At 61.4% G+C, this 12,735-nt stretch carries 11 protein-coding genes; 2 read left to right on the top strand and 9 right to left on the bottom strand.

What is annotated here, in order from left to right; all coding sequences use genetic code 11:
* Positions 1 to 23: 23 nt before the first annotated feature.
* From E6C70_RS14380 to E6C70_RS14370, 3 genes are read right to left on the bottom strand one after another with little or no spacing between them, the layout of a single operon-like run.
* Entirely contained in the window at positions 24 to 878 is an 855-nt protein-coding gene (locus E6C70_RS14380) for a hypothetical protein (RefSeq protein WP_136425252.1), read from the bottom strand.
* Between the two features lie 49 nt (positions 879 to 927).
* Entirely contained in the window at positions 928 to 2,019 is a 1,092-nt protein-coding gene (locus E6C70_RS14375) for a Gfo/Idh/MocA family protein (protein ID WP_136425251.1), read from the bottom strand.
* On the bottom strand, positions 2,016 to 3,134 hold the full coding sequence (locus E6C70_RS14370) for a DUF1972 domain-containing protein (protein WP_136425250.1): 1,119 nt from the start codon (positions 3,132 to 3,134) through the stop codon (positions 2,016 to 2,018). The genes E6C70_RS14375 and E6C70_RS14370 overlap by 4 nt, the downstream gene beginning before the upstream one ends.
* Before the next feature lie 304 nt (positions 3,135 to 3,438).
* On the opposite strand from E6C70_RS14370, the gene E6C70_RS14365 reads away from it, so the two are divergent.
* Both E6C70_RS14365 and E6C70_RS14360 read left to right on the top strand, forming a co-directional pair.
* Positions 3,439 to 4,488, top strand: a complete 1,050-nt coding sequence (locus E6C70_RS14365; RefSeq protein ID WP_136425249.1) for a glycosyltransferase family protein — start codon at positions 3,439 to 3,441, stop codon at positions 4,486 to 4,488.
* A complete protein-coding gene (locus E6C70_RS14360; RefSeq protein WP_168770975.1) occupies positions 4,445 to 5,464 on the top strand; it encodes a glycosyltransferase family 2 protein in 1,020 nt (339 codons plus the stop codon). The genes E6C70_RS14365 and E6C70_RS14360 overlap by 44 nt, the downstream gene beginning before the upstream one ends.
* A 21-nt stretch (positions 5,465 to 5,485) precedes the next feature.
* On the opposite strand, the gene E6C70_RS14355 is transcribed toward E6C70_RS14360, so the two are convergent.
* From E6C70_RS14355 to E6C70_RS14330, 6 genes are all read right to left on the bottom strand, one after another.
* Positions 5,486 to 6,667 carry a CDP-glycerol glycerophosphotransferase family protein gene (locus E6C70_RS14355; protein WP_136425247.1) on the bottom strand — a complete coding sequence of 394 codons (1,182 nt, stop codon included), beginning with the start codon at positions 6,665 to 6,667 and terminating at the stop codon, positions 5,486 to 5,488.
* Between the two features lie 24 nt (positions 6,668 to 6,691).
* On the bottom strand, positions 6,692 to 7,114 hold the full coding sequence (locus E6C70_RS14350; protein WP_136425246.1) for an FAD synthase family protein: 423 nt from the start codon (positions 7,112 to 7,114) through the stop codon (positions 6,692 to 6,694).
* 78 nt (positions 7,115 to 7,192) lie between these two features.
* Entirely contained in the window at positions 7,193 to 8,728 is a 1,536-nt protein-coding gene (locus tag E6C70_RS14345) for a lipopolysaccharide biosynthesis protein (protein ID WP_136425245.1), read from the bottom strand.
* Entirely contained in the window at positions 8,725 to 9,612 is an 888-nt protein-coding gene (locus tag E6C70_RS14340; protein WP_136425244.1) for an O-fucosyltransferase family protein, read from the bottom strand. Before E6C70_RS14340 ends, E6C70_RS14345 begins: the two co-directional genes overlap by 4 nt.
* Complete coding sequence (locus tag E6C70_RS14335; RefSeq protein ID WP_136425243.1) at positions 9,599 to 11,266, bottom strand: tyrosine-protein kinase domain-containing protein; 1,668 nt, start codon at positions 11,264 to 11,266, stop codon at positions 9,599 to 9,601. The genes E6C70_RS14340 and E6C70_RS14335 overlap by 14 nt, the downstream gene beginning before the upstream one ends.
* On the bottom strand, positions 11,263 to 12,549 hold the full coding sequence (locus tag E6C70_RS14330; protein WP_136425242.1) for a hypothetical protein: 1,287 nt from the start codon (positions 12,547 to 12,549) through the stop codon (positions 11,263 to 11,265). The genes E6C70_RS14335 and E6C70_RS14330 overlap by 4 nt, the downstream gene beginning before the upstream one ends.
* Positions 12,550 to 12,735 lie beyond the last annotated feature (186 nt).

Genomic DNA, 12,735 nt, shown 5'->3' with positions numbered 1-12,735 from the left:
CGACAGCATTCCTTGGCGCGTCGTCAAGACAATTCGTGAACGAGTGACACCGTCTGTTCAATGTGCTCTCGGGTGGACGCGCCGAAGACGATCGACTCGATGTTCGGCTGATCGATGATCCATTCGATGGCCTCGCGTGGCGGAATCGCGCCGGACGCGAACACTGACATCGCGACCGCCCGAAATGGTCGCTCGGCAAGAACCGTCTGGTAGGCGTCGATTCCGCCTGACATCCTGAATCCAAGTTTGTTGATGTTCGCGCAGATCAACGGATCAACGACGCCGATCTCGTCGAGAGCCCTCAGTAGAAGCGGCAGGTTCATCGTGATGAAACCCGCTTGGGCCCCGTAACGCTCGCGAACGAATGACTCGAATATCCGGAAGGGTTCCAGGAACCCCATCCCGAGAAGCAGGTCCACCACGACGTTCTGTAGCCAGATGGTCGGAGTACCGACCCCGCGGAAAGCTACCATCTCGGCCTCGATCAGCAGCGTGATGACGCCTTCGACATCCTTGCGTGCGAGGGAACGCCCACCTCGGAGGGCCGCGCTGAGCAGCCCGTCCTCGGGGAGGAACCGACGGAGAGCACCAAGAAGCCCCGCCTCGGTGACCGCGTCCGAGTATTTGTGGGCATATGGCATGCAGGGCTGGAACGCGAAGTCGGCGAACCTGTCCTGCGCTGCCTTCACCTTGCTGACGAGCTGGCCGATCCTGTCATGAGTTGTGCACATGAAAGATCGGATCCCCAGACTGTAAGCGTCTTCGATGACCTTCATGATCGCGCTGTTGTCTTGAAACCGGATCGCCTGTGCCCTGGCGCGTTCCTCTGACATATGGTTGACGCCGAAGAATTGGTTGTCGCCCAAGATCAGCTGCATGTCGGCACTCCCCACGCGTGCTGGAGTTGGAGCGCTCCATCGAGGAACTTCACTTCGACTTCCTCGACGACAACAACCTCCGTGCACGCGGACGTTCGGATCCGCTTGTCGAAGCTGGTACGCCTTTCCCCGCCGCATCCGTCGAGATGAGGTCCATTACACGGTCGGTGACAGCTGCGCTCGAGAAGTCGTTGGTACCCGCGACCTCGCCGCGGCGCACCCGGTCGATGAAACAATCGATTTGGGCGCTGTACTCTTCGCCGCGGAGATAGAAAGCGACGGGATCCGTCAAGTCCGTCGTATATCGCACGTTCCAGCCTTCGCGGTATCCCTTGGCCATCGGAGCCCCACTCCTGAAGAATGCCTGGACCTCCTGCCGATCGGCAAAGATCCGTCCTTGGGTTCCGGTGGCCGTGATCCGGGTGGTCATCTTCCGATATGACTCGTCCGACCAATTGACGGACAGTTGAGCACTCGTGCCGTTCTCGTAGAACAACGTGCTGTACACCTCGTCGTCCGTCGACTCGGAAAAGACTCTCCCCAAGACGCTCCCGCCCGCTCTGATCGGCTCACCGACATACCATGAGAGCAAGTCGAGTGGATGAGCGGCGTAATCGTATAGGGCACCGCCACCCTCTGACTTCTGAGCCCGCCACGTAGCCCCCTTGGACTTGAGCACGACAGGCCCATACGCTTCAGCGAGGACGTGCGTGACCCTTCCGATGGCGCCACCGTTCAACAGCCGGTGCATCTCTTGGAATGGTGCGACGAACCTGTTGTGATATCCAACCTGAGTGACGACCCCGTGCGTATATGCAAGTTCCGCCAGTTCGCGGGAAACATCCGGGGAAAGTGTCAGGGGCTTCTCGCAGAACACGTGAATCCCTTTGCCTATTGCCGCCTTGACCATAGGGCCGTGCAACCGGCTTGGAGTGGCCACGAGGAGAGCATCGAGATCGACCTCCACAAGCATCTCCTCGAGAGACGAAAAACCTCGGATGCCCGTGTATTTCGACAACACATCGACGAGATAGCCGCTCGCGTCGGCTACTCCGACGATTGTCACCTGGGGATGGGCCCCAAGTATGGACAGATGCGAAAGCCCCATCTTCCCCAGACCGACCACGCCGACCCGGATCATCGGCGCACGGCTCCGTTCGCCGCGTCAACAGCGGGTAAGGCATATTTGCCGAGGAGGGATCGGTACTGTCCGGCGACGTGAGTCCAAGTGAACTCTTCGGCATGCCGATCCCGCGCCCTCTGAGAGAGACGCGAGCGCACATCAGTCGATTCCAGAATTTGGCTGATTGCTTCGTCGGCCTGATCTTCGTCGCGGAAGTACAAGGCCGAGTCCTGTGCCACCCAGCGGTTGTACACGTTGTCGTGGGCGACGATCGGGTTACCGGCGGCCATCGCCTCGACCAGAGAGGGATTCGTGCCTCCTACTGTGTGACCATGCAGATAACCCAGCCCGTGAAATCTCAGAGCCGCAAGCGAGCTCGGCTCGTAGACGGGCCCGACGAACTTCACCTCATCGCTGGCAGCCGCCATCACCGCCCGTTGGTAGTCATCGCCGAGTGAGTATCCTCCGACGACGGCGAGCAAGACTCCGCGATGTCTCCTGGAGAAGGCTCGCACCAGTTCAAGGATCGAGTTCTCCGGTATCGGACGACACACGAGCGTCAGGTATCGACCCGGGATGAGATGGAGATGGGCCACGGGAGCGACCGATGCGCTGTCGACGGCGTTCGCCCCGTACGTGATTGTCGTTATCTTTCCAGAAGGCGCCTTGCGGGACAGGTATGCGGCTATCTGAGGATGATCCGCGATGAGCTCGTTGCCAACTAAGCACGCGATGCGCTCATTCACGTAGAGAATGGCTTGGCGGAATTTGCCCCAGCGAGCACGCGACCATTCGATGCCATCCATATTGATCACGTTCGGGATGCCCATGACGCGTTGCACCACGTTGAACAACGCCGTGTTGTAACCGAAAGTCAGACACGGGTCCCCCGATCGCACTGCGTGCATGATTGAGCGCCAGTCGAATTCGCTGGTACCCAACCATCCGTCCCTGGCGACAGGAATCGTGACCCGGCTGATACCGTTCCATTCGTCGACAACGATGGGCCCGGAGCCTGAGCCCTGACAATAGACCACCGGCTCCCAACCGTGGGCGAGCATGTCCTTCGCAATGTTCTCGGCAGCGGTCTCGAAGCCACCGTAGGATGCGGGAATACCGTGCGTGCCGAGCATACGAACGACGGGATGCGGCGAAATGGAACGAGACACGCAGGAGACTCCACGGCAGGGGCAAAGCGGGCGCGAAATTCGGGTCGCACAACTTCACAATCGGGTCTCGTAAGTCTATTTCGTGTACTGCTGCCGATCACCCCCCAACAGTGGGGACGCCCCGCCAGGTGCCTACCGGTAGAGTGGCGAAACTCACACCGTTCCCAAGGAGATGAGTCGGTGAACGCTGGGACGTCTCCACGCCCGACAGCGGAGCGCTCTCCGGGGCCAGACGGCGCAACGGTTGATCCGACATCGAGGGTGGGGAATGCAGACGCTTAACCGCATCCGAGTGGTTGAGACCTTCCGCGCACCTCGGCGGACCACCAATCCCTACATCGTCATGCTCGACGAGGCGCTTTCAGAGACGGACGGATTGGACTACCACCGGTTCAGTTGGCCTCGCGCGATTCTCGGGCGCTACGACGTCCTTCATATCCATTGGCCCGAAACTCGGCTGCAGGGGTCGACCCGCGTCAAGCGCGCCCTCAATCTGTGGCTGTTCGAACTACTGCTTGTGCGTCTGCGCCTTATCCCGACGGCCGTTGTTCGAACCGTCCACAACCTCGAACTCCCGTCAGACCTAACGATGCATCAGCGATCGGCCCTCACCAAGCTCGACACGTTGACCTCTATGCGCATCACGCTCAATCCGGTCACCCCGACCCGTAACGTTCCCAACTGCTTCATCCCGCACGGTCATTACCGGGATTGGTTCAGAGGTTTTGCCCGTGCCGCTCCCACCACAAACAAGCTCGGCTATTTCGGCTTGATGAGAAGGTACAAAGGCATGGATGCGCTCCTCAGCGCGTATGCCGAGGCTCGCGATTTGGACGACAGCGTCAGCTTGGACGTTGGTGGACTGCCTTCGTCAGCCGACATCTCTGCGACTGTGGAGCGGGCGCAAGCCACAATTCCGGGAATCAAGTCGACGCTCCGTTTCCTCGAGGACTCGGAGATCGTGCGACTGGCGACTGGGTCGCAGCTCATCGTTTTGCCGTACGTCACGATGCACAACTCGGGGGGCGCCTTGGCGGCGCTGTCGTTGGACAGGCCGGTGCTGGTCCCGGAGACCGAAGCCACGATCAGCCTTCGTGACGAGGTGGGCGAAGGGTGGGTGATCTGCTTCTCGCCACCACTAACGGGCGCGACGTTATTGAATGCCCTCGATGCGAGCCGTGAGTTGACGGGGAAGCCGGATCTGTCTAGACGCGACTGGAGCGATGTGGGCGTGCGCCACCGAGATGCGTTTCTCGAGGCTATGGTCGAACGACGTGGATCCGGCCGGCGATGGCGTCGGTGGGGGCGCCGTGGTTGAAGAACCTGGCTCTGAAGCAGTCGCCTCGACTCCGATCCGAGTGACCGTCGCGGTACCCACTTTCCGCCGCCCGGCTCAACTAAGCAGGGTTCTCGCTGCTATTTTAAGTCAGTCGGTGTTCGAGCGAGATTTCGTCCAGCTGGCCCTCGATATCGATGTGCTGGTCATCGACAATGATCCCGCTGGAGGGGCACGGGAAGCCGTCGCCCGCCTGCAACCGACCGTGGGTTATGTGGTCGAGCCAACACCCGGTGTCGCGGCTGTTCGAAATCGAGCCCTAGATGAAGCGGCCTCGTCTCGTCTGTTGATCTTCGTGGATGACGACGAAGAACCGACACATCGGTGGCTCGAGGAACTTGTCGGGTTTTGGACTGTTGGCCAACCTGATGCCGTGGCGGGAAAGGTCGTCTCCGTATTTCCGGTCGAGCGGAATGCTTGGCTTACCGCAGCGCGAGCCTTCGAGCGTCCTGAGCGCCTCACCGGGCAACCGATGAGAGCCGCGGCAACGAACAATCTTCTCTTGGACCTCGCCAGCATCCGACGTCGTGAACTTCGCTTCGATGAGAGATTCGGCCTAAGTGGCGGAGAGGACGCCCTCTTCACCGCCCAACTCTCCGCAGCGGGGGGCCTCATTTTATGGTGCGACGAAGCACTGGTCATTGATCACACCGCTGCGGAGAGAATGACCCGAAGGTGGTTCCTCGTTCGTGCATTTCGAACAGGTAGCGTTCAGGCAGCGATCAACACCCGTTTAGCTCGACCCTCGCGGAGCGGGCTGCGTGTGCGCCTACAGTGCAGCGCGGGCGGGATCGGAAGAATGACCGTCGGAGTATCGGCCTTCACCCTGGGGGTCATGCTCGGGAGTCTCCGTCATCGGGCGCTCGGCGCCAAATTGATCGCCCGCGGCGCAGGGCTGCTGTCCGGGTCGCTCGGTCACCTTCACCAGGAGTACTCGATACGCCGTCGTCGGCCATGACAGCAACGCTGACGACGTTTCTCACGGCCTCCCTATCGGCGGCCGGAACACTCCGCGCTGATCTAGAGCTGTTAGGACGGCAGCCGACACATGCGGGATCGCCGTGCTTCCGATGTGCAGTGCCACCGCGGCTCGACGCTCGCGCTGGTCGTTTCCCCCGGCCGTCACGTCTAGGGCGAAAGCCTCGTAGTCGCTGTCGGCCTCCAGGCGGGGACCAGGCAACCAGTCCAGGACGTCGACGGTGCTGAACCCGCGCCCTGCCGCGTACTGTGCCTCGTCAGGAACGATAAAGCCGATGGGACGATCAAGGGCGAGAAAGTCGATCCAAACACTCGAATAGTCCGTGAGAAGGGCATCGGAGGCGCCGATCAACTCGTAGAGTTGAACCCCTGCCCTGAGCAGGTCGTCGTTGGTCACGATGATAGCCCCCCGAATGTTCCGGCTGTCGGCGTCCACCGGATGGGGTTTGACGATGACGGTCAACCCGGCGCGTGTGAGAATTTCGACGGCGTGCTCGGCCGCGTCATTAACGCCATGGCCGTCATCATGAGACTCCGACCACCCAGCTGTGAGGCCGCGACCAGTATTCTTGCGGAAGGTCGGCATCCAGACGACTATCGGCCGATCCGTCGACACACCGAGTCGCCGTAAGTGCTCGCTCGAAGAGCGGGCGAACTGATCGATACGCGGATTACCTGTGAGCAGGAGTCCCTCGGGCGGGAGGTGGCATTGGCGAGCGAGCTGTGAACCGAACTGAGCGCTGCTCGCGACGAGGAAGTCAGAGTGGATGGCTGGTCGGCCCCGCGCGTCCGTCATAATCGACGCCTTGAGCCCTCCGCCGTGCCACAGATTGACAAATGTCTTGTGCCGTGGTGGTCGCGGATTTCCATACAGCCCATGCGTGAACATGACGACTTCCGCCGTCGCAAATCTCCACATCGCCGCCATCGATCGGTGCCTGACAAGAGTGATCCGGTCCAGGTTCAATGCGGACGCTGCGGCGATCGACCGGCCCTCTTCGATCCGGCTGACGAGCCAGAAGATACGACGCGGATACCGATCAGCCAACCCCCTCAACATCTCGACGGCATTTCCTTCGGCAGTGGGAAACCCGTGAACGACGACGTATGGTCGCCGAGGCAGCACGACGAGAGCCGCTCGCATGATCGCTCGCTGTGCGACGCGGATGATGCGGGTTGCCACGTTCCTGCTCACAGCGACCCGTTCTCAGTGCTCACCATGGACCCTGTTCAGTGCGGCTCGGAGCTCGGAGCTCGAGGTCGTGGGAGTGTAAGGGAAGTAGATCACCGCGACACCAACTTCCGAGAATTGCAACTCGATCGAGTTCCACCGATCTGTCCCGCGCCAATCATCTCCCACGAACATGCGGTCGAAGCGCAGAGCCTCCCACGCAGCCATTTTGTCCATCGTTGCCTGAGGAACAGTCAAATCGACGCATCGTATAGCGGAGACGATCTGCCGACGCTCTGCAAACGGAACGATCGGCGACCTGCCTTTCACCGACATCGATAGCTCGTCAGTGGTTATTCCGACGATGAGTTGATCGCACTCCGCCTTTGCGCGCTCAAGCAGCCGGAGGTGCCCCACGTGGAACATGTCGAACACGCCAGTCGTGTACCCGAAGATCATCTCGTCCCGTCCATCCCTTCAACCCGAAGTTCTCCAGCAGTTTGTCGGAAACAGGGCCATTGACGAACCGGGCTGACTTCAAGTATGCCGATCAGAGGATTTCCTCGGCCCCCGCGTTCGGGGTGCATCGGGACGCGGATGCAGCAGCGAAATGGCGAACCAGACGTCTCGCAGATCTCGTCGTACGGGACGGAAGCCAATGAAACCCACCACGTAGCAGGTTAACGTTGCGAGGATCGCACATAGAGCTGCCGGCCAGCTTCCGAGGGGTTGCGCAAGATCGGAAGCGGCGAAGGAGGCGCCTGCACCCACTCCAGCCATCACGGACATGCGAATGAATCCCCAGGTGAAGACCGCAATGGGTACGCCGTCGATCGCGCGAGCGATCCACATGAGTGACAAGGGCCAGGAGGCGGCTGCTGCAAGGAGATATCCGACGGCGACACCGTTGACGCCCCATTGCGAGCCCACGACGATCGCGAGCACCTTGATGGCGACGCTGATCAAGTTGTACCCGAAGAGAGCACCGGTGATCCCTTTCGAGACGTAAACCCAGTACCCGAAATATCCGAGCGTCTGCAGAGCAGCTGCGGCTGCGAGCAGGCTGAGGATGGGCGCAGACTCGAGCCATTTCGCCCCTAACAGGATGGCGGTCAGCGGTTGCGCGGCCCCGACGACCCAACCGAGGACTGCGACGATGGTGTAACCGAGCGCGATCTGACCGACTCGCGCGAACTCCCAGTAGCGCACCGGGGAGTCCTGCAGGCGAGCGAGAATGGGGATGGCGACGTTGGTGATGGGTGCCCTCATCTGGTTGGCCGTGTTCATCACGAGCTGGTACGCGCGGTTGTAAACGCCGAGTGGAACCGCACCGAACCGAGCGCCAATGGTGATCGAGTCGATGTTATTGCCCATGTACGTCACGATCTGCGTGGCGACCATGTGGGACCCGAATCGGGTGAAGGCGCGAACATCAGTACCGCGCTTGGGCCATCGCGGGACCCAGTGCGCGAAGGCAACAACAGACACCAGCACGACGAGCGATTGGGTAAGAAACTGGATCACGAGCGACCAAGCGCCGAAGCCACCGACAGCGAACGCCACGCCTGTCCCCAACCCGATGACCGTCGACGACACATCGGTAGTGGCGAGTGCGGTGAATCGAAGGGACCTCGTCAGCCCCGCGCGAAACTGCGTTGCGACCCCATTCAGCACAAATGCGACCGCAGAGAACTGGATGAGTGGACGGACGTCCGGCTCTACAAAGAACGCGGAGACGGGCCACGATGAGAAGAACACTGCGACAGCGAGGACAGCGCCGATTCCTGTGTTTATCCAGAACAGTGCATTTCGTTGGTCCACACTGAGCGTCTTCGCCTGGACGGCCGCTTGAGTTAGACCGAAGTCGCGGAACACCTCTGCAATACCGGCGACCGTCATCACCATCGCAAACTGGCCGTAAGCCTCCGGGTTCAGGAGCCGCGCCAATATGACAACGGACAGAAGTTGAACCAGAACGCGGGCTACCTGACCCGCTACGGTCACCGTCGCACCACGCACGGCCCGACGGCCCAGGCCATCCGGCGCGGGATCGGTACTCGACGTATCGGTCACGAGGCTACGCCGCGCTCGAACGGACGAAGCGGGTTGATGACGATCGAAAGCGTGGACGACTCGAGTAGTGCCGACCTGGCGTTGACGGAAGTCTCCAGATCAAGCTTCGGACCGCCCAGGGCCTGAGCCATCTCCGGGAAACTCGAGTAGTGGGCGCCGAGCAGATGCGTGGATGAGCCGAGCAGGTAGAGGTCGACGACCGCGGCACGAAGTGCGTCGGCCGAGTTGTAAAGTCCCTTTTCGCGTCTGCCGCATATGTCGGGAAATTCCGTTTTCAACGCGTCGAACGCGTCAGGAGTATCGGCGGAGACGAAGAACTTCATGTCCGGCCAGATGCGGCGTATGGCTCTCATCCGTTCGACGAACCATCCGATCGGTGAACGCTCCAGGGTCGCCGCATGGGACACGGGGTGCGCCCGAACCATGACTCCAACGTACGCACCTCCACCGAGTTCTTCGGCGAATGTACGGAGGATGACATCCCGTATCTCATCTGTGGGCGTCAGAGCTCTCAGTCGATCCTGCCAGCTATCCACCCCGGTACCAACATCCAGAGCATGGGGTGTTCTGATCTGCAGGACTCGTTCGGAGCGGACGCGATCGTCGAGCCATCGAAGGCTAGAGTCCCGGTATGGATAGCGAAGCGAGAGGGTCTTGGAGACGATCGGAGCAATGAGACGGGTGGGTAGCGTCCAGAGTTCGTCCAGACGTGCTCCGAAGCTCCGGCCGACGGGCCACGTGAAGTAGAACCGTCGGCGCTCCGAGTCCGCCAACGCATGGGCGCCGAGGACCACGCGGACCCGATTGCCGAGTCCGTGATGCTCCTTCGTGACGGCGACCAGTGAAGGGCCGACAAGAAGTCGTGAAATCTCAGTCCACGTCATCGACGAACGGCGCCCTAGTGCGTATGGTTTCAGAATTCGCTGATGCCGTGGCCGCTGCCTTCTTGGCTGCTCGAGTTTGCGCGGCCTTCTTGGCCGCATCGCTGCGGGCACGGGCCCGTGCATCCTGCAACGGCCGCTCGGTATCCTCTTCGATTTCCGGCGGTCGCCCGGCGGGGTCTTGCTGATGGGTCTCGGTTTGTAGATTGGCTGAATCCGAGCCAGCAGAGGCCTGGGTTGACGGCGAGTTCCGGGGCCACCGCTTGGTCTTTCCTTGGTTCGTCCCTGTCTCGTCGTCGGACGTGTGCGAAGAGTAGTAGTCGCCGAGCCGACTGGCGGCCTTCACCTTGTTCAGGACGACGCCGGCGATGTGGGCTCCGGACAGGGTGAGGTCGTCAATCGTCTGGCGCAGCTGGGGGCTTCGGACTCTGGTCGCATCCACGACGATGACCGCGGAATCGGTGAACGGCACAAGAGCTGTCGCGTCCGCCACGGACCCAACCGGCGCGGTGTCAACGATGACGAGGTCGTACTCCTCCTCCGCTTCTGCTATCAGCGCTCGCATCCGTGATGATGCGAGCAACTCCGCGGGATTCGGCGGGATCTCGCCCGCCGCGAGAATATCGAGCGTCGACGTCCCCACAGTCTGCCGCACGTCATTGAACGTCGCCGACCCGACTAGAACGGACGTCAGTCCGACTGCGCCTTCGAAGCCGAAATACTGGGCGACCGACGGGCGCCGAAGGTCGGCATCGATGAGCAGAACACGCTGCTGAGCTTCCGCCAACACGAGCGCCAAGTTCGCCGAAACGGTCGTCTTTCCCTCGCCGGGGAGTGTCGACGTCACCACAACGCTCCGAATCTCGTGACTCGCCGAAGAAAACCGAAGGCCCGACCGGATCTGGCGGAAGCGCTCGGCGGGTGGGCCATTCGGTGCTTTGAGGACGACGGGTCGACTATCTCCGCCGTCAGGCGTTCGTTCCGAGACACCGAGGAGCGGAAGATCGGTCACAGAGGCCAGCGCAGCCGCGGACCGCACTCTCGTGTCCAGAGCGTTTGAGAGGACCAAGATCACCGAAGACAGCACGAGACCTAGTAGAGCGCCGAGCAAAGCGTCCTGCTGCTTGTTGGGCGAGCTCTGGTATTTCGCGGGTTCAGCCGGATCGATGACCTGTGCCGACACTGTGGACTGACCGTCGGCGTCCGAAGGAGAGACTTCCGCGACTTGCGCGACAAGGCTCGTCGCCGTCAAGTTCGCTGCCCTCGAGGACAGCTTGCGGTCGGTGGAGTCCACGCGGATGTCGAGAATCACCGTGTTCTGAGGGATGGTGACGGAGACGGCGCGGCCCAGGTCCTGCCGTGTCATGGCACCGTCCAATTCGTCGGCCACCGGGTCGAGCACTGCTGACGACGTCGCGAGAGCCGCGAAGGAAAGCATCTGATTCTGGGTGTAGGTCGAACCCTGGTTGATATCCGACCCGCTCGCGCCCGTGCGTAGCGAGAAGAACAACGACGTGGACGACTGATAGATCGGGGCCACCGTTGCGGCCAGAGCGAATGCGCCGGCGCCACCAAGAATCGCAGCCAGCACGAGCACGTACCAGCGCCTTCGCAGCACGCCGAAGATCCGCGTCGGTCCTAGGACTGTGTTACTCATCTCAGAAGTGCTCGCTCTGCTACGGACCTGACCCTCAGGTCGACTTCGATCCGAGGGGATGCCCCGGCTCTCGGCAAAAGGGTATACGAGGCCACGGCCAAGCCTGCGACGAACCAGACCAGGCTCGCATACTGCGTTATCAGGGCAACGGTTGCGAAAGCCGGGATCTGCGCCACCAAGGCAACCGAAGCCGGCGTAGCCTTGCCGCGGATAAGAGAGACGGCAGCGATCCCCAACCCGATCAGCAGGAGACCGAGGGCGACGAGCCCGAACCGGAGTCCCGTGAGAACCAACTCACTGTCGATGGATTGGAATGTGCCGTAATAAGTTTCGCCGTTCGGCAGCACGCTCCACGTAGGAGTGATTCCGAATGGCGCCATGTCGCCGATGAGGCGGAGGAGGTCACCTCGGTATTCGGCACTCCCGGCCGCCTCTTGACCTGCTTCGGTCATCACATCCACGATGATGGGAGCCCCGACGACGACGACGAGCGCAAGCAGGGTGATACTGCCTATTCTCACCTGGCGCGGAACGAATCTGGCGAGAAGCGCTGCCGCCAAGCACATCGTGAGGACCAGTCCGATCATGCCGATCCGGCTGAACGTCACTCCGACCGCGACCATGACGAGAAGTTGGGAAACGAGCCGAAGCCACGCCGGCCATGGTGCGGCTACGACGAACACGACACAGATGGCGAGGGACGCTCCCAGAGCGATCGAGTGGCCGAAGGCGCCCTCCACACGAAGGAGGCCGCTCCGGTACTGCAGATCCCCCCAGACTTTGTAGAGCTCGTTCTGAACCGTCAGACCGATGAACAGGTTGACCCCGGTCAGGAACTCGATGATGGCGAGAATCGCTGCCGCGACGGCACCCCCAGCGAGACAGGAGTAAACCCACGATGCGGGAACGCTGGTCAGGATCAGCCTCCCCCACACGTAAGGCACTAGCCACCCCACTGCCACGATCAACATATGGCCGTACGTGATCCATCCGAGGGCGAATGTCACGCCGATAAGCAACGCGAAGCCAGCGATGAGGACATCCATCATCGATACCTTGACCGCCGATGGTGACGAGGTTGCTATGCCCATGAGGGTCACGGCAGTCAGAACGGAGAAGAAGATCCCAGCCTGAACGCCTATCCAGATGGGGACAAAAAAGAGAGCGATGCACCAGATCACCACCAGAGCGCGGCGCGCCCACCGGAAGACGAACCATGCTGCGACAGCGCAGCATAACGCGGTGATGATGGCCAGCACCGATTGAAGAGGAATGTCCATCACTCCCCCGCCTTCTCTATCTCGGAATGCTAACGCGCGCGGAGACGTCACCGTGTTTGACACGGTGACGTCTCACCTCTCCGGGGTGCTCACCCTCGCGATGCGACGGAGCGGTTCACAACGTAGGAGCTTGGACGGCGAGGTTGTCGAGGAGGACGTTGACTGGCCCGTTGGTGGCGGAGCCGGACA

The sequence above is a fragment of the Orlajensenia flava genome, assembly GCF_004801905.1.
Taxonomy (GTDB): domain Bacteria; phylum Actinomycetota; class Actinomycetes; order Actinomycetales; family Microbacteriaceae; genus Orlajensenia; species Orlajensenia flava.
The sequence above is the reverse complement of the archived record's forward strand: the minus strand, read 5'-3'. Positions and strand labels throughout refer to the sequence as shown.